This is a genomic window from Nonomuraea sp. NPDC048892, from assembly GCF_040649735.1.
GTDB lineage: Bacteria > Actinomycetota > Actinomycetes > Streptosporangiales > Streptosporangiaceae > Nonomuraea > Nonomuraea maheshkhaliensis.
Genome location: NZ_JBEZFZ010000004.1, coordinates 109,365 through 124,273, shown reverse-complemented (window position 1 = coordinate 124,273; position 14,909 = coordinate 109,365). Strand labels below are relative to the sequence as shown.

General features: G+C 71.0%; 16 protein-coding genes. 2 read left to right on the top strand and 14 right to left on the bottom strand.

Features of this window, described 5'->3' with window-relative positions; genetic code table 11:
• Positions 1 to 41: 41 nt before the first annotated feature.
• Genes AB0C28_RS14365 through AB0C28_RS14355 form a run of 3 tightly spaced genes read right to left on the bottom strand, consistent with a single transcriptional unit; the run spans position 42 to position 2,260 of the window.
• Positions 42 to 905: an alpha/beta hydrolase gene (locus AB0C28_RS14365; protein ID WP_358074588.1), complete on the bottom strand. Its 864-nt coding sequence runs from the start codon at positions 903 to 905 to the stop codon at positions 42 to 44.
• On the bottom strand, positions 887 to 1,375 hold the full coding sequence (locus tag AB0C28_RS14360) for a hypothetical protein (RefSeq protein WP_346104233.1): 489 nt from the start codon (positions 1,373 to 1,375) through the stop codon (positions 887 to 889). The genes AB0C28_RS14365 and AB0C28_RS14360 overlap by 19 nt, the downstream gene beginning before the upstream one ends.
• Before the next feature lie 48 nt (positions 1,376 to 1,423).
• The gene (locus AB0C28_RS14355; protein ID WP_346104369.1) at positions 1,424 to 2,260 is read right to left on the bottom strand and encodes a LysR family transcriptional regulator; all 837 of its coding nucleotides are present in this window, start codon (positions 2,258 to 2,260) and stop codon (positions 1,424 to 1,426) included.
• An 84-nt stretch (positions 2,261 to 2,344) separates the two neighbouring features.
• Between AB0C28_RS14355 and metE the strand changes: the two genes are divergently transcribed.
• Positions 2,345 to 4,531 carry a 5-methyltetrahydropteroyltriglutamate--homocysteine S-methyltransferase gene (metE, locus tag AB0C28_RS14350; RefSeq protein WP_358074585.1) on the top strand — a complete coding sequence of 729 codons (2,187 nt, stop codon included), beginning with the start codon at positions 2,345 to 2,347 and terminating at the stop codon, positions 4,529 to 4,531.
• 16 nt (positions 4,532 to 4,547) lie between these two features.
• Here the strand turns inward: metE and AB0C28_RS14345 are convergent, their stop codons facing one another.
• From AB0C28_RS14345 to AB0C28_RS14310, 8 genes are read right to left on the bottom strand one after another with little or no spacing between them, the layout of a single operon-like run.
• A complete protein-coding gene (locus AB0C28_RS14345) occupies positions 4,548 to 5,411 on the bottom strand; it encodes an alpha/beta fold hydrolase (RefSeq protein ID WP_357837733.1) in 864 nt (287 codons plus the stop codon).
• On the bottom strand, positions 5,408 to 6,013 hold the full coding sequence (locus AB0C28_RS14340; protein ID WP_358074582.1) for a GNAT family protein: 606 nt from the start codon (positions 6,011 to 6,013) through the stop codon (positions 5,408 to 5,410). The genes AB0C28_RS14345 and AB0C28_RS14340 overlap by 4 nt, the downstream gene beginning before the upstream one ends.
• Positions 6,014 to 6,068: 55 nt before the next feature.
• A complete protein-coding gene (locus tag AB0C28_RS14335; RefSeq protein WP_357837738.1) occupies positions 6,069 to 6,929 on the bottom strand; it encodes a phosphotransferase in 861 nt (286 codons plus the stop codon).
• A 37-nt stretch (positions 6,930 to 6,966) separates the two neighbouring features.
• Positions 6,967 to 7,884, bottom strand: a complete 918-nt coding sequence (locus AB0C28_RS14330) for a carbohydrate ABC transporter permease (RefSeq protein ID WP_357837742.1) — start codon at positions 7,882 to 7,884, stop codon at positions 6,967 to 6,969.
• Entirely contained in the window at positions 7,884 to 8,795 is a 912-nt protein-coding gene (locus AB0C28_RS14325) for a sugar ABC transporter permease (RefSeq protein WP_357837745.1), read from the bottom strand. Before AB0C28_RS14325 ends, AB0C28_RS14330 begins: the two co-directional genes overlap by 1 nt.
• Complete coding sequence (gene ngcE / locus AB0C28_RS14320) at positions 8,795 to 10,207, bottom strand: N-acetylglucosamine/diacetylchitobiose ABC transporter substrate-binding protein (RefSeq protein ID WP_357837746.1); 1,413 nt, start codon at positions 10,205 to 10,207, stop codon at positions 8,795 to 8,797. The genes AB0C28_RS14325 and ngcE overlap by 1 nt, the downstream gene beginning before the upstream one ends.
• 17 nt (positions 10,208 to 10,224) lie before the next feature.
• Complete coding sequence (locus AB0C28_RS14315; RefSeq protein ID WP_357837749.1) at positions 10,225 to 10,959, bottom strand: SIS domain-containing protein; 735 nt, start codon at positions 10,957 to 10,959, stop codon at positions 10,225 to 10,227.
• Positions 10,956 to 11,828, bottom strand: a complete 873-nt coding sequence (locus AB0C28_RS14310) for a MurR/RpiR family transcriptional regulator (RefSeq protein WP_357837752.1) — start codon at positions 11,826 to 11,828, stop codon at positions 10,956 to 10,958. Before AB0C28_RS14310 ends, AB0C28_RS14315 begins: the two co-directional genes overlap by 4 nt.
• Positions 11,829 to 11,907: 79 nt before the next feature.
• Between AB0C28_RS14310 and AB0C28_RS14305 the strand changes: the two genes are divergently transcribed.
• Positions 11,908 to 12,900: a BadF/BadG/BcrA/BcrD ATPase family protein gene (locus AB0C28_RS14305; protein WP_357837755.1), complete on the top strand. Its 993-nt coding sequence runs from the start codon at positions 11,908 to 11,910 to the stop codon at positions 12,898 to 12,900.
• A gap of 46 nt (positions 12,901 to 12,946) precedes the next feature.
• Here the strand turns inward: AB0C28_RS14305 and AB0C28_RS14300 are convergent, their stop codons facing one another.
• The 3 genes from AB0C28_RS14300 to AB0C28_RS14290 are packed head-to-tail and all read right to left on the bottom strand — an operon-like array spanning position 12,947 to position 14,860.
• Complete coding sequence (locus tag AB0C28_RS14300; protein ID WP_357837758.1) at positions 12,947 to 13,372, bottom strand: arsenate reductase ArsC; 426 nt, start codon at positions 13,370 to 13,372, stop codon at positions 12,947 to 12,949.
• Positions 13,365 to 14,459, bottom strand: a complete 1,095-nt coding sequence (gene arsB, locus AB0C28_RS14295) for an ACR3 family arsenite efflux transporter (protein WP_358074579.1) — start codon at positions 14,457 to 14,459, stop codon at positions 13,365 to 13,367. Before arsB ends, AB0C28_RS14300 begins: the two co-directional genes overlap by 8 nt.
• A complete protein-coding gene (locus AB0C28_RS14290) occupies positions 14,459 to 14,860 on the bottom strand; it encodes a metalloregulator ArsR/SmtB family transcription factor (protein WP_358075490.1) in 402 nt (133 codons plus the stop codon). Before AB0C28_RS14290 ends, arsB begins: the two co-directional genes overlap by 1 nt.
• Positions 14,861 to 14,909: the final 49 nt, after the last annotated feature.

The following is a 14,909-nucleotide window of genomic DNA, read 5'->3' as shown; positions in this document are numbered from 1 at the left end:
CGGCGATCAGCCCGGTGGACCCCAATGATCGGCCCCGGTGTTCAGGCCCCGGCAGGCTGTGCGCGCAGTGACAGCACGGCTTCGGCGATGCGCTCGGGCTGCTCATCGAGCATGTTGTGGCTGGCGTCCAGTTCGAGCACGCGCAGGTGCGGGCGGTCGGCGGTGAGCGCCGTCAGGTCGCGGCGGATGCCCGCGCGCAGCGCCGGCATGAGGTCGCCGGTCCGGCCGGGCAGCCCCGGCAGGTTCCTGGTGGCCAGCACGAACAGGGCCGGGCAGCGCAGGTCCGCCACCGCGGGGACGCTGTCCTGGAAGTGCGGGTCGGACCTGACCCGCGCGGCCAGCTCGGCGTCGGGGCGCGCGTAGACGCCGTCGGCCGTGTGGCGCAGCGCCCGCTGGGGGAACATCGCGACGTGCTCCTCGGGCAGCGGCTGGGCCATCGCCGCGGCCTGGGCGTCGAAGACGGCCTTCAGCTCCGCCAGCAGCGCGGTCACCTCCTCCTCCGCGAGGCCGGCGTAGTGGCGCGGCGCGGTCTCGGCCGAGCGCAGGCCGTCGAGGTTGACGATCCCCGGGCCGTCCGGGTGACGCAGGCCCCAGCGAATCGCGATCATGCCGCCGAGCGAGTGTCCGGCCACCAGGGGCGCGTCCAGGCCGAGGTGGTCGACGACGGCCTGCACGTCGTCGAGGACGGCCTCCCAGTCCCACGGGCCGTCGCCCGAGCGGCCGTGGCCGCGCAGGTCCATCGCCACGACGCGGCGACTGCCCGTCAGCAGCGGCGCGAGGGCGTCCCAGTGCAGCAGGGTGCCGCCGAGGCCGTGCAGCAGCAGCACGGGAGGCCCGTCGCCGCCGTGATCGCGGACGGCAAGGCTGACGGGGCGGTCATCGATGATCAGGTCTTGCGGTGCCACGGGATGCTCTCCTGGGGTCGGTTGAGCCGGTCGCGAATGGAGGAGGTGGTGACGCCGCCGTCGGGGTGCCGGTCGAGCTTGCCCCGCTTGACCAGGTCGTGCACGCCCTGCCGGGTGATGCCGAGCATCGCGCCCGCCGTGGCGTACGGCACCGCCGCCGCCGTGGGGTGCCCGGCCGTGCGGGCCACGGCCCGGCCGAGCGCGCTTCGCCACCACGAGTCGGGCGGGTCGAATGGCCCGTCGCCGGGGAAGAGCACGCCGATGAGCCTGGCCGCGGTCGCGGTGGCCCGCTCCCTGTCGGCGCCCAGCAGTTGCGCGGCCCACACCTCGGCCTCCACGCGCAGCCGCGCCCTGACGGGGCTCAGCAGCTCGTCGGAGGTCAGCAGGATCTCCAGCGGGTCGAGGATGCGCGTCTCCAGCAGGCGCACCAGCTCGGCCACCAGCTCGACGTGGTCTTCCGTGGTCGTCACTTGACACAAGATAGCAAGTACTTGCGCCGCCGCGTCAAGTAGTCGGAGTCACCTCGTCCACAGGGCGTCCTGGACGGCTTGGACCAGGGCCATCAGCTCCGGGGTGACCCGTTCCTTCGACCACGCCAGCGCGTACGTGATCCGCAGATCGCCCGCCTCCAGCGGCACGAAGCGCACGTCGTCCCGCCGGATCGTCCTGACCATGAGCTGCGGGATGGGCAGCAGGCCCGCCCCTGCGGCCACCAGGTCGAGGGCGGCGGCGAAGTCGTCGGCCACCAGCCGGGAGCGGCCGGGCAGCCCGGGCCACGGGCGGCTGCCCGGCGTGAGGAGCACCTGGCCGCCCAGCTCGGCCGGACTCACTCGCGGAAGGGACTCCAGGCGGTGCCCGGCGGGAACGGCCAGATGGTCGACGGTGACGTGGAACCTGGCCGCCGTGACGAACCGGGCGGGCGCCGGCGTGGCCAGGATGGCCGCCGAGACCTCGCCGTCCGCCAGCGCCCGCGCGGCCTCGTCGCGCCCGGCGGCGCGCAGCTCGACCCCGACCGCGGGGGTGCGCGTCGCCAGCCGCCTGACGATCCGGGCGGCCAGCGTCCCGACAAGGGGTGGATAAGCCAGGTGAATGGTCGGCCGAGCCAGCCGGGCAGCCTCCGCGCCGAACGCCTGGACCGAGTCGATCACCTGCTCCGCGTACGCCAGCAGCGCCTTGCCCGCGGCGGTGAGCCGCACCTCGCGGGCGCTCCGCTCGAAGAGCCTGACCCCGGTGGCACGTTCGAGCCGGGTGATGGCCTGGCTCATGGCGGGCTGGGACATCCCCACGTCGGCGGCGGCGGCCGAGAAGCTGAGCCGTTCCGCGACCCGCGCGAAGCACTGGATCTCCCGAAGCATAAGCAGCACAAATCCATGGTGCATGACGTTCCGGCAATCGGCAGCATTCCACCGACCTGAACGATCTCGAAGGAGCACCAGAACATGTCAGCACTTATCCCGTCTTCCCCCGGGCCGTTTCCCGCGTCCACCGTGCTCGGATATCCGCGGATCGGACCGCGGCGCGAGCTGAAGCGGGCGCTGGAGTCGTACTGGGACGGGCGGGCGAGCCGGGCGGAGCTCGACCGGGTGGGCGCCGAGATCAGGGAGCGCACCTGGCACCGGCTGGCCGAGCTGGGCCTCGAAGGGCTGCCGTCGAACACGTTCTCGCTATATGACCAGGTGCTGGACACGGCGGTGCTGCTCGGCGCGGTGCCGGCCCGCTACCGCGACGCGGCCGACCCCTACTTCGCGATGGCCAGGGGCACCGACGGACTGGCGCCGCTGCGGATGACGAAGTGGTTCGACACGAACTACCACTACATCGTGCCCGAGATCGGGCCGGAGACCGTGTTCAAGCTGGACGCCGCCAAGCCGCTGGCCGAAGTGCGGCAGGCGCGGGCGCTGGGGTACGAGACGCGGCCCGTGGTGGTGGGGCCGGTGACGTTCCTGCTGCTCGGCTCGGCCCTGGACCGGCTGGACGAGGTGCTGGCCTGCTACGAGGAGCTGCTGGCCGCGCTGGCGGCGGAAGGGGTCGCGTGGGTGCAGCTCGACGAGCCCGCGCTGGTGGGCGACAGGACGCCGGAGGAGCTGGCCGCCGTCAGGACCGCCTACGAACGGCTGGGCGCCCTGGGCACGCGGCCCGCGCTGTTCGTGGCGTCGTACTTCGGCGACCTCGGCGAGTCGCTGCCCGAGCTGGCCGCCACACCGGTCGAGGCCATCGGGATCGACCTGGTCAGGGGCGGGGTGCCCGGTGTCGATCTGAGCGGCAAGACCGTGGTCGCGGGCGTGGTGTCCGGGCGGGACGTGTGGCGCACCTCGCCGGAGCGCGCGCTGGCCGCTCTGGGCGCCGTACGCGCCGCGCAGGTCGTGGTGTCCACCTCGTGCTCGCTCCAGCACGTGCCCTACTCGGTCGCGGACGAGCCTGACCTCGCGCCGGAGCTGAAGGCGCGGCTGGCGTTCGCGGAGGAGAAGGTGGCCGAGGTCGTGGCGCTGGCGCGGGCCGACTTCCGCGGCTCCCTGCCGGCCGGGCCGCCCGGACTGTCCGTGGCGCTGCCGGCGCCGGTGGTGACCGAGGGGCGTGGCCCGTACGCCGACCGCGCCGCCGCTCAAAAGGCGCACCTGCGGCTGCCCGTCCTGCCCACCACCACGATCGGCTCGTTCCCGCAGACCGGCGAGCTGCGCGCGGCCCGCGCGGCCCTGACGGCGGGGACGCTGAGCCAGGAGGAGTACGAGCGGCGGGTCGAGGCGGAGATCGAGCGGGCGATCCGGCTCCAGGAGCGGCTCGGCCTCGACGTCCTCGTGCACGGGGAGCCCGAGCGCAACGACATGGTGCAGTACTTCGCCGAGCACCTCGACGGGTTCGCGGTCACCAGGAACGGCTGGGTGCAGTCGTACGGGTCGCGCTGCACCCGCCCGCCGATCCTGCACGGCGACGTGAGCCGTCCCGGGCCGATCACGGTGCGCTGGTCCACGTACGCGCAGTCGCTCACGGACCGGCCGGTCAAGGGCATGCTCACCGGCCCGGTCACGATCGTGGCCTGGTCCTTCGTCCGGGACGACCTGCCGCTGCGCGACGTGGTGTTCCAGGTGGCCGACGCCGTCAGGGAGGAGGTCCGCGACCTGGAGGCGGCCGGGCTGTCGATCGTCCAGGTGGACGAGCCGGCGCTGCGCGAGCTGCTGCCGCTGCGGCGGGCGGCGCAGGACGACTACCTGGAGTGGGCGGTGGCGGCCTACCGGCGGGCCACGTCCGGGGCCAGCGACCGCACACAGATCCACACGCACCTGTGCTATTCGGACGCCGACCAGATCCTGGCCGCCATCGACGGCCTGGACGCCGACGTCACGACGATCGAGTCGGCCCGGTCGGGGGCGCGGATCCTGGGGACGGTGGCGGCGTTCGGGCGCGGGCTCGGCCCGGGGGTCTACGACATCCACTCGCCCCGGGTGCCCGGCGTCGAGGAGGTCGAGGAACTGCTGCGCAGAACCGTGGCGGCGCTGCCGGCGGAACGGGTCTGGGTCAACCCGGACTGCGGGCTGAAGACGCGTACGTACGAGCAGGTCGAGGCCGCACTGGCCAACGTGGTCACCGCCACCCGGCGGATCAGGGCCGAACTGGAGGCTCAGGCGTAACGCTCGGCGTCCCCGCTCAGGCGTAACGCTCGGTGTGCTCGACGATTGCCGCGATGGCCAGGTCCCAGAGTTCTCGTGGCGGTTGTTGATGCCCGGCGCCGGGGAGGGGGACCAACTGCGCGCCAGGGATCTCGGCGGCGAGGGCCTGGCCATGCTCAAGGGGGAACATCGGGTCGGTGGTGCCGTGCAGGACCAGGGTGGGGGTGGTGATCTGGTCGAGCCGGGAGCCGGTCGGGGTGTCGTCATCCAGGGTGAAATGGTTGGTCATCGAAGCGGCCATGTCCCGGGTTCGATCGACCTCCTGGGCAGCGAGCCGCCGGTAGTGCGGCTCGTCGAACCCGAGACTTCCCGCGTACGGCCGTTCCACCTCGACCCGATAGGCCACCACCGCGTCCCGGTCGGTCCAGTCGGGCTCGGGTCCGGGGTCGGTGAACGTGGCCATCACCTGCGGTCTCGGCGGTGGGAGCCTGCGATCGTGCTCGGCCGGGACGGCGGGGCTGGTTGAGGCCAGGCACAAGGTGCTCACCCGTTCGGCGTGTTCGAGAGCGATACGCTGGGCGATGCCGCCTCCCATCGACAGCCCGACCACGTGCGCGCGGCCCACCCCCAGGGCGTCCAGTATTCGCAGTGGGTCGGTGGTCAGATCGTGGGCGGTGTACGACGGTCGTCCGGGCGGTGAGCTGGTCGACCGGCCGGTGTCGCGGTGGTCATAACGCACGACCCGGCGACCCGCCTCGGCGAGCCTGCTGCAGAACTCCTCTTCCCACCAGATCATCGACTGTGCTCCGCCGGCGATCAACAACACGGTGGCGTCGGCCGGGACACCGAACACCTCGTAACACAGGTCGATCCCGTCGATGGTGACCGTTTGCTCGGTCATGGTGCGGTCCCCTTGGTCGTGGCGGGCCGGGTGCTCGTGGGCCGGCCGCCGGCGTAACGATCGGTGTACTCCTCGACCGTCATGCCGAAGAGCACCTCGTCGTGATAGCGGCCGTTGGCGTAGTGGCTCCTGCGCCGGCGGCCCTCCTCCACGAAACCCAGTCGGCGGTGGAGGGCGAGCGAGGCGTCGTTGTAGCCGTAGACCCAGGCCTCGGCCTTCTGGAAGCGGCGCTCGAAGAACATGTAGCGCAGGGTCAGCACGATGGCCTCGCTCGCGTAACCCTTGCGCTGGTGCGGCGTGCCGACGGCGATGCCGTAGGAGAAGGTGCCGTGGACGCGGTCGATCGTGTGGGTGTTGACCGAGCCGACCAGCAGGTTGCCGGCCTTGGTGGCGATCGCCAAGGAGAACTCGTCGAGGTCGAGCTCCTCCTCGGCGTGCTCGATCGCCGCCTTCTTCGCCCGGGCGACCGAGGTGGGCGGGGTGAGCCGCCAGCCGCTGCGCACGGCGTCGGAGTCCTCGTCGAAGGCGTGGAAGGCCTCCCAGTCCTCCGGCTCTCTGGCACGCAGCCGGACGCGCTCGCCTACCCAGGCCGACGTTGTCATGGCAGGCAGCCAAGCAGATCGGGGCACGGTCCTGCGAGCGCTTTTCCGGCAGTGATCACCGCTGAGCGAACGTCCTGGCCAGGTGGGCGAGGGCGGCGTCGGCGTAGTGGCGGGGGCCGATGCTCAGCCCGTACGCCAGGTCCTCGATCAGCGCGCACCTGGCGTGGAACAGGATCCGCGCCCGGTCCTCCTCCGTCACCTCGAACTCGTAGAACGACACCGTCAGCTCGAAGATCTCCGGCCCCAGATCCCGATAGATCAGCGCGAAGTCGTGCGCGGGGTCCGTGATCGCGGCGTCCGTCCAGTCGATGACGCCCGTGATCGTGGCGCCGTCCGCGTCCACCAGCAGGTGCTCCGCGCCCAGGTCGTTGTGGCAGAAGCGCGTCAGCTCCGGCTCGGCCGGCGGGTGCTGCCGCAGGAAGCGCTCGACCAGCGGGCGCTGCTGTTCCGGGACGTGCCGCTCCACGTCCCGGTAGTCGAGCTCGGCGTCCTGGAGCAGCGTCGGCATGGGATAGGCGTCCCGTGGCGCCAGCTCCTCCATCCGGGCGGGCTCGGCGCCGTGGATCGCGCTGAGGAAGCCGCCCAGGGGCCTGGCCAGCTCCCGGGGCCGCAGGCCCGGGGAGCCCTCCAGGAGGTTGAGCGGGGTGCCGGCGAGCTTGCGGTAGGCGATCGCGCCGGACTCGTCGTCGGCGAAGACGACCTCGGGGACGGGCAGCGGGGACAACTCCCTGACGGCCGCCAGGCGGGCGACCTCCTGGCGGGTCTTGCGCGCATCGCTCACCCTGCTCCGCCGTACCAGCAGCTCGTCGTTGACCTCGGACACGTGGTTGTCGAGGCCGGTGCCGAGCCGCCGGACGGAACGCACCCGGTAGCCGGGCAGGTGCCGAGCCAGCAGGGCGTGAATGTCGCCGGTCACACCCCGCACCCTAAGCCGGATATATCCGGCGTGCGCGCTATTTCAGGGCACCCGACGTCAGGCCGGACTGGATCTGGCGCTGGAACACCGTGTACACGATCAGCATCGGCAGGATGGCCAGGGTGAGGGCGGCGAACATGGCCGACCAGTCCTGGTCGTAGCCGGCGGCGGTGGAGATGTCGGCGATGCCCATGGTGAGCACCCACTTCTCCCGGTCCTGGAGCAGGATCAGCGGAAGCTGGTACTGGTTCCACTGGCCCAGGATGTTGAAGATCGTGATGCTGATGATGCCCGGCCTGGCCATGGGCAGCATGATCTGGAAGAAGACCCTCGTGTGCGAGGCGCCGTCCACCATGGCGGCCTCCCCCACCGCCGTGGGCAGCGTGCGGAAGAAGGCCGACAGGAAGAAGACGGTGAAGGGCATCGAGTACGCGATGTAGACCAGCACCAGCCCCGCGTGCGTGTTCAGGCCGATGAACGGCCCGATCACCGGCAGGTTGCCCATGTTCTGCACGACGAAGAACAGCGGCGTCAGGGCCAGGTAGACGGGGAAGGCCAGACCGGAGACGAACAGGAAGTAGATCGCCCGGTTGCCCTTGAAGGGGTAGCGGGCCAGCACGTACGCCGCCATCGACCCCACGAGCATCGTCCCGAACGTGCTGAAGGCCACCACGATGATGCTGTTGAGCATGTACTGGCCGATGTGCACCTGGTCCCAGGCCCTGGCGAAGTTGTCCCAGCGCAGCGCGGACGGCAGCGACCAGGCGTCGCTGAAGATCTCGTCCTCGCTCTTGACCGAGGCCAGGAACGTCCACAGGATCGGGATCATCACGAGCAGGGTCCAGATCAGCAGCGCCAGATGGGTCAGAATGCCCAAGGGGCCGAGCCGGCGCCTGCGCTCGGAACGGGCGAGCTTGCGCGAGTTCGCCACCGTCCACGAGATCATCGTTGTCATCAGTACTCGATTCGTTCGCGCCGGGACAGGCGAAGCGAGAGGATCGCGAAGCCGACGGTGAAGAAGAACATCACCACGCCCAACGCCGAGGCGTAGCCGAAGCGGAAGTGGCCGAAGGCGCTGCGATAGATCTCGGCGGCCATGACCGTGGTCGCGCTGTCGGGGCCGCCCTGCTGCAGGGTCATCACCCAGACGATCGCGAACACGTCGAGGGCCAGGATGCCCAGGTAGACCCAGGCCACCTGGACGGTGTCCCAGAGCAGCGGCAGCGTGATGCGGAAGAACAGGCTCATCCGGCCGGCTCCGTCGATCTGCGCGGCCTCGAACATGTCCTTCGGGATGCTGGCCAGGCCGGCCGAGAACAGCACGACGTAGAAGCCGACCGCCTGCCAGACCATGACCGCCAGCACCGACCAGAACGCCACGTCCCGGTCGGACAGGAACCCGATGGGGTCCATCCCGAGCGCCATCAGGGGGCCGTTCAGCATGCCGCTGCCGTCCGGCCGGAACACCTGCTGGAACAGCACCGCGACCACGGCCACGGCCAGCACCTGCGGGAAGAAGAACACCACCCGGTAGAACTTCGACCCGCGGATGCCGCTCACGCCCGAGGGGCCGCCCACGTTCAGCAGGAACGCGAAGAACAGCGCGATGACGATCGTGATCAGCGGCAGCAGCACCAGCAGGGCGCCGTTGTGCGTGACGGCCTGCCAGAACTTGCTGTCGCCGAAGAGCCGCTGGAAGTTCTCCAGGCCGATGAACCTCGGCGTGGCCGTGACCCCGCGCCAGTCGGTCAGCGCGATGTAGAACGCCTGGAGGTACGGCGCGATCACGTAGACCAGATAGAGGATCACCGGGGCTGCCAGGAACGAGGTGATGAACAGCCCGCGGCGATACCTGTTGAACAACATCAGCGCTTGTATTTCTTGATCGAGGAGTCGTTCTTGATCTCGTCGGCCTTCTTCTGGATGCGCTCCAGGTACTTGTCCGGGGTCAGGCCGCCGGACATCAGCTCACCGGTGGCGGCGATGGCCTCGTCCTTGAGCGGGCCGTACCAGTTGAACCAGCGGTAGTAGACGGTGTTGGCGCCCGCGGCGGCGACCGCGGCCGAAGCGCTGGTGACGCCGGGCGAGATGTCGCGGCCCTCGGTGGCGCCCTTGACCACGGTCATCGTCCGGACGAGCGCGCTGAAGTCGCCGGCCGCCTTCTTCGACAGCATGGCGCGCAGGTACTCCATGCCGGCCTGCGGGTGGGGGCTCCTGGCCGAGACGATGAAGTTCTCGCCGGGCTGGGTGTGCAGGGTGCCGTAGGGCATCTTGTCGGAGCCGGTCACGTCGGGGATGGGGAACATCCCGTACGCGAAGTCCTCAGGCGTGGTCGTCTTCTGCTCGTTCTCCAGCCAGGAGCCGGAGGGCAGCATGGCCACCTTGTACTTGTTCTGGGCGGTCTGCGTCTGCACGTGGTCGAGGCCGGTGGTGCCCTGCATGAGGTATTTGGCGCCCACCTCCGCCCACGCCGTGGCCGCGGTCTTCATCGCCTCGGAGGTCCAGGCGCCGTCCTCCAGGTTGTCGATGTTGACCAGCACCTCGTTGCCGCCGACCTTGGCCGCCATGGTGAGCAGCGGCTCGTAGAGGTACTGCGGGAACTTGCCCGCGTAGGTGAAAGGCGCCATCTTGCCGGACTTCTTGATGGTCTCGCAGAGCGCCAGGAACTCGTCCCAGGTCTTCGGGATCTCCCAGCCGTTGTCCTTGAACGCCTTCTGCGAGTACCAGATGCCGTGGATGTAGTTGACGTAGCCGAGGACGCTGAACTTGCCGTCGTAGGTGCCGATGTCGATCACGGACGGGTCGATGGTGTCCCTGACCTTGACGTTCGGGTCGTCCCACGAGGGCGCGTCGAGCAGGGCGGTCAGGTCCTGCAGCTGCGAGTCCTGGGAGAGCGCGCCGAAGTCGATGAAGTTGGCGCCCGAGTTGTCGATGACCTCGGGCGGGTTGCCGCCGGCGAAGCGCGGCTGCAGCACCTTGGTGATCTCCTTGGTCGAGTTGTGCTTGATCTCGACCTTGGGGTACTTCGAGGCGAACAGCGGCTGGTGGATGTTCTTGGCGTAGTCCTGGCCGAAGCCGCCGTCGAAGATCCAGACCTCCAGCGGCTTGCCGTCGGCGACGCCGAACGGGTTGGCCGCGCTCGTCGCCGCCGGAGCCGCCGAGCTGGAGGCCGCGGGAGGCGCCGCCGGCGTGGCACACGCGGCCAGCGCCCCCGCCACGGGTACGAGCGCGGCGCCGCGCAGAAGCTCGCGCCTGGAGATATGGGGGGTGTTAGGCATGGTTGTACTCCTGATCTTCATGTACCGCGTCTGATGCGCCCTGCGTAGCGGCTCTCAAGGGCCTTGTTGTGCTCGTCGCCGCCGGTCACGTTGGCCGACAGGTAGATGGGAGGCGTCTCGCCCAGCGCGATGAGCCGGTCCACCGCCTCGGTGACCACCAGCTGCGCGAGCAACGCCGAGGTGATCGTGGAAACCGCGCCGTAGCTGCCGCCGCCGGGCAGGTCGAGAACGGCGTCCCCGTACGGCGCGCCGTTGTCGAGCACGACGTCGGCCAGGTCGAGCAGCTTGCCGCCCGACGGGTGGCGCGAGGTCATGCGGGTGCTGTGCTGGACCGAGGTGATCGCGATCAGCGGATGACCCCGTTCCTTGACGATCGTGGCCAGCTCCACGACCGTGCCGTTGACGCCCGAGCTGGACACCAGCACGAACACGTCCGCGGGCTCCACCGGCGCCAGCTCGTAGATCCGATGGGCGACGGCCGGGTCGCGCTCCAGCTCGGGAGTGAGCACGCTGGGCGGCTCGCCGCCGTAGAACACCAGGTCGCGCGGGCTGAGGCGGTTGCTCGGCACCAGGCCGCCGGCCCGCCCGGCGATCTCCATGGCGATGGCCTCGGAGTGGCCGGAGCCGAAGGCGTTGACCACGCCGCCCGCCCTGATCGAGGTCACGAACAGCGCCGCCGCGCGGCTCACCGGCTCGGACTGGCTCTCGGCAACCCGCTGAGCCAGGCCGAGGGCCTCGGATGCGTACGTCATTGGCCTCTCTCCACGCGGTGGCTCTCCACGGCGCTGATGGTGCGTTCGAACGCCTCGTTCGTGCGTTCGTAGGTGAGCTGGGCGACCGCCACGTACACGGCGTCCAGGACGAAGAGCTGCGAGTGCACGGCGGCCAGCCCGCCGAGCCGCCACGTGGTCTCCCTGCTGGCGGTGGTCAGCACCAGGTCGGCCAGCTCCGCCAGCGGGGAGCGGGCGAACGAGGTGACGGCGACGGTGGTGGCGCCGTGGCTGCCCGCCTCCGCCAGCGCCTCCATGACCTCCCGCGTACGGCCCCGGTGGCTGATGCCGATGGCCACGTCGCCCGTCTTCATCAGCGCCGCCTCCGACAGGGCCACGTGGGCGTCGCCCGCGCTCCAGCCGGGGATGCCGATGCGGCGCAGCCGCCCTTCGAGCATGCTGGCGACGTTCCCGCTGGTGGAGACGCCGACGAGGAGCACCCTCGGCGCGGCCACGATGGCCTCGGCCACGCGGGCGACGATGTCGAGGTCGAGCTGGGCGGCCGTGTCCGCGATGAGCCTGGTGTCGGCGGCGGCCATCACCTCGATGGCGGCGTCGAGCGGGTCGTCGGGGCCGATCTCGTGACCGACGCCCGCGCCCCAGCCCGCCTGGGCGGCCCGGCCGGTCTCGGTCGCCAGCGCCACGCGCAACTCCGCGTAGCCGGAGAAGCCGAAGGCCCGGCAGAACCTGGTCACGGTGGCGGGCGAGCTGCCCGCCCGTTCGGCCAGCGCGATGATGGTCGACCGCGCGGCCTCGGCGGGGTCACCGAGAATCACCTCACCGACCCTGCGCAACGCCTCCGGCAAACCGGGTAGTTCTGTTTCAACGCGCCCGAGCGCTCCTGAAGTCACGAATATTCCTTCCGAATACCCGGTCTTCTGGCGAAAATTATTCTTGCTTACCGGTCACGTCAACCCCCAGACTCGGACCGTGACTGAATCGCTAGTGGTCGGTGTCGATGCCGGTGCCACCTCCAGCCGGGTCGCCGTCCACACGCTCGACGGGACGCGGGTGGGCTACGCGCGGGCCGGGGCGGGCAATCCGAGCGCCCACGGCCTGGACAAGGCGGTGGCGGCGATCGGGAACGCGCTGGAGTCGGCGCTGCCGGCCGGCGGTGGGGGGCGCGTGGTGGCGTCGCTGGCCGGGGTGGCGGGGCTGGTGCAGGAGATGGAGCCCGAGCTGGCGAAGGTCTGGGCCCGTCACGGCATCGCCGAGGGCCCGCGGTGCATGGGCGACCTGGCGATCGCGTACGCCGCCGGCTCCGCCGAGCCGGACGGCTCGCTGCTGCTGTCCGGCACGGGCGCGGCGGCGGCCCGGCTGACCGGCTTCGAGCTGGACGCGGTCGCCGACGCGATGGGCTGGCTGCTGGGCGACGCGGGCTCCGGCTTCTGGATCGGCCGCCAGGCCGCCAAGGCGGTGATCGAGGCCCTCGACCGGGGTCTGCCCGTGGAGTCCCTGCTGCCGGGCTCGGGTCACGAGCTGGTGAGTCTCGTGGGGGCGCGGTTCCTGGGCGACGAGCGGCCGGCCACGCCGCGCGCCGCGGCCGCCCGCATCGTCCGGCTGGCCCAGGCCGACCACATGCGGCTGGCCGCCCTGTCGCCGCTGGTCGGCCAGGCGGCCGAGGCGGGCGACCCGCTGGCGGAGCGGATCGTGCGGGAGGCCGCCGATCACCTGGTGGCGACCCTGCGCAGGGTGCACGTGTCGGGGCCGGTGGTGTTCGCGGGCAGCGTACTGACGAACGACGGGCCGGTGCGGCGGGCGGTGTCGGAGCTGCTCGCCGGCGAGCGGGTGGCGACGGCCGGTGACGCGGCGGGGGCGGCGTCCTGGCTGGCGGCCCGCGACCTGCTGCGGGACGCCGACGCCAGGTCCCGGCACGCCGCCTTCACCGCCGTTTCCGGCTCCCCGCCGCCGGCCCCCGAGTAACGCGAGGTGGGCCGGCGCCGCACGAGGATCACCGGGCCTTCACCGCTCACGAGACGAGTTCGATGATCAGCTTCTCCACCCGGGTACGGATCTCGTCGCGGACCTGCCGCACCATCTCGATGCCCTGGCCGGCGGGGTCGTCAAGATTCCAGTCCTCGTAACGTTTGCCGGGGAAGACGGGGCAGGCGTCGCCGCAGCCCATGGTGATCACGGCGTCGGAGGTCTCGACCGCGTCGATGGTGAGCGCCTTGGGCTGCTCGCCGGTGATGTCGATGCCCACCTCGCGCATGGCCTCGACCGCGACCGGGTTGATCCGGCCGGCGGGCGCCGACCCTGCGGAACGGACCTCGATGCGGCCTGCGGCCAGGTGGGTGAGCCAGCCGGCGGCCATCTGGGAGCGTCCGGCGTTGTGCACGCAGACGAACAGGACCGACGGCTTGCCGGTGGTGGTCTCGGGGGCGCTGTCAGGCACGGGCGGGCTTCTCTGCGGTGCGGAACAGGCGGCGGCCGGCCAGGCTGACGTAGACCAGGGCGACCAGGACGGGAACTTCGATGAGCGGGCCGACCACGCCCGCGAGGGCCTGGCCTGAGGTGACGCCGAAGACGCCGACCGCGACCGCGATGGCCAGCTCGAAGTTGTTGCCGGCGGCGGTGAAGGCGAGCGTGGTCGTCTTGTCGTACGGCAGGCCGATCGCCTTGCCGGTCAGGAAGCCGCCGCCCCACATGAGCGCGAAGTAGGCCAGCAGCGGCAGCGCGATGCGGGCCACGTCGCCGGGGCGGGAGGTGATGGTGCCGCCTTGCAGGGCGAACAGGATGACGATGGTGAACAGCAGCCCGTACAGGGCGATCGGGCCGACGCGCGGCAGGAAGCGCTGCTCGTACCAGGTACGGCCACGGGCGCGTTCGCCGAGCTTGCGTGAGGCGTAGCCCGCGAGCAGCGGGATGCCGAGGAAGACCAGCACGTAGAAGGCGATGTCCCAAGCTGAGACGTCGAGCGCGGACTGGGGCAGGCCGAGCCGGCCGGGCAGCACCTGCAGGTAGAACCAGCCCAGGGCGCCGAAGGCGATCACCTGGAAGAGGGAGTTGAGCGCGACCAGGACGGCGGCGGCCTCGCGGTTGCCGCAGGCCAGGTCGTTCCAGATGAGCACCATGGCGATGCATCGGGCCAGCCCGACGATGATCAGGCCGGTGCGGTACTCGGGCAGGTCGGGCAGGAGGATCCAGGCCAGCGCGAACATCAGTGCCGGGCCGAGCACCCAGTTCAGCACCAGCGAAGAGATCAGCAGGCGCCGGTCGCCGGTCACGGTGCCGAGCCGGTCGTAGCGGACCTTGGCCAGCACCGGGTACATCATCAGCAGCAGGCCGAGCGCGATCGGCAGCGAGATCTCGCCGATTCTGACGGCGTCCAGCACGGTGTCCAGGCCGGGCACCAGACGCCCGAGCAGCAACCCGGCGGCCATGGCCGCGATGATCCACACCGGCAGGAACCGATCCGGCCTCGACAGCGCGCCGATCACACCGGCCGGTGGCGCGGCGACCTGAGCGGGTTGGGCCGCCATCACCGCGACGCCGCCGCGGCGGCCGGCAGGTCGGCAGACTCACGGGCGGGCCCACCGGCGGGCCCACTGGCGGGCAGGGTCAGTAGCGCCGACAGCTCGCCCAGCGTCTCGGGCACCAGCCGGTAGTAGACCCAGGAGGCGCGCCGCTCGGAGGTCAGCAGCCCGACTTCTTTGAGCACCTTCAGGTGGTGGCTGATGGTCGGCTGGGACAGCTCGAAAGCGCCGGTGATGTCGCACACGCACACCTCCCCGCCCGCACGGCTGGCCACGATGGACAGGATGCGCAGCCGCACCGGGTCGCCCAGGGCCTTGAACACGCGCGCCACCCCGGCCGCCTGCTCGGCGTCCAGCGGCTCGCGGGTCAGCGGCGGGCTGCACTCCAGGATCTCCAGCAGTTCCATCCGCCGCCCTTTCATATAGATGCTCATCGAAATAGATGCATGTCTATAT

What these genes read in the sequence shown, in the direction of transcription:
- AB0C28_RS14355 (WP_346104369.1), bottom strand. Translation starts at nt 2,260, where the DNA reads ATGCTTCGGGAGATCCAGTGCTTCGCGCGGGTCGCGGAACGGCTCAGC.
- metE (WP_358074585.1), top strand. Translation starts at nt 2,345, where the DNA reads ATGTCAGCACTTATCCCGTCTTCCCCCGGGCCGTTTCCCGCGTCCACC.
- AB0C28_RS14345 (WP_357837733.1), bottom strand. Translation starts at nt 5,411, where the DNA reads ATGACCGAGCAAACGGTCACCATCGACGGGATCGACCTGTGTTACGAG.
- AB0C28_RS14340 (WP_358074582.1), bottom strand. Translation starts at nt 6,013, where the DNA reads ATGACAACGTCGGCCTGGGTAGGCGAGCGCGTCCGGCTGCGTGCCAGA.
- AB0C28_RS14330 (WP_357837742.1), bottom strand. Translation starts at nt 7,884, where the DNA reads ATGACAACGATGATCTCGTGGACGGTGGCGAACTCGCGCAAGCTCGCC.
- AB0C28_RS14325 (WP_357837745.1), bottom strand. Translation starts at nt 8,795, where the DNA reads ATGTTGTTCAACAGGTATCGCCGCGGGCTGTTCATCACCTCGTTCCTG.
- ngcE (WP_357837746.1), bottom strand. Translation starts at nt 10,207, where the DNA reads ATGCCTAACACCCCCCATATCTCCAGGCGCGAGCTTCTGCGCGGCGCC.
- AB0C28_RS14315 (WP_357837749.1), bottom strand. Translation starts at nt 10,959, where the DNA reads ATGACGTACGCATCCGAGGCCCTCGGCCTGGCTCAGCGGGTTGCCGAG.
- arsB (WP_358074579.1), bottom strand. Translation starts at nt 14,459, where the DNA reads ATGGCGGCCCAACCCGCTCAGGTCGCCGCGCCACCGGCCGGTGTGATC.
- AB0C28_RS14290 (WP_358075490.1), bottom strand. Translation starts at nt 14,860, where the DNA reads ATGGAACTGCTGGAGATCCTGGAGTGCAGCCCGCCGCTGACCCGCGAG.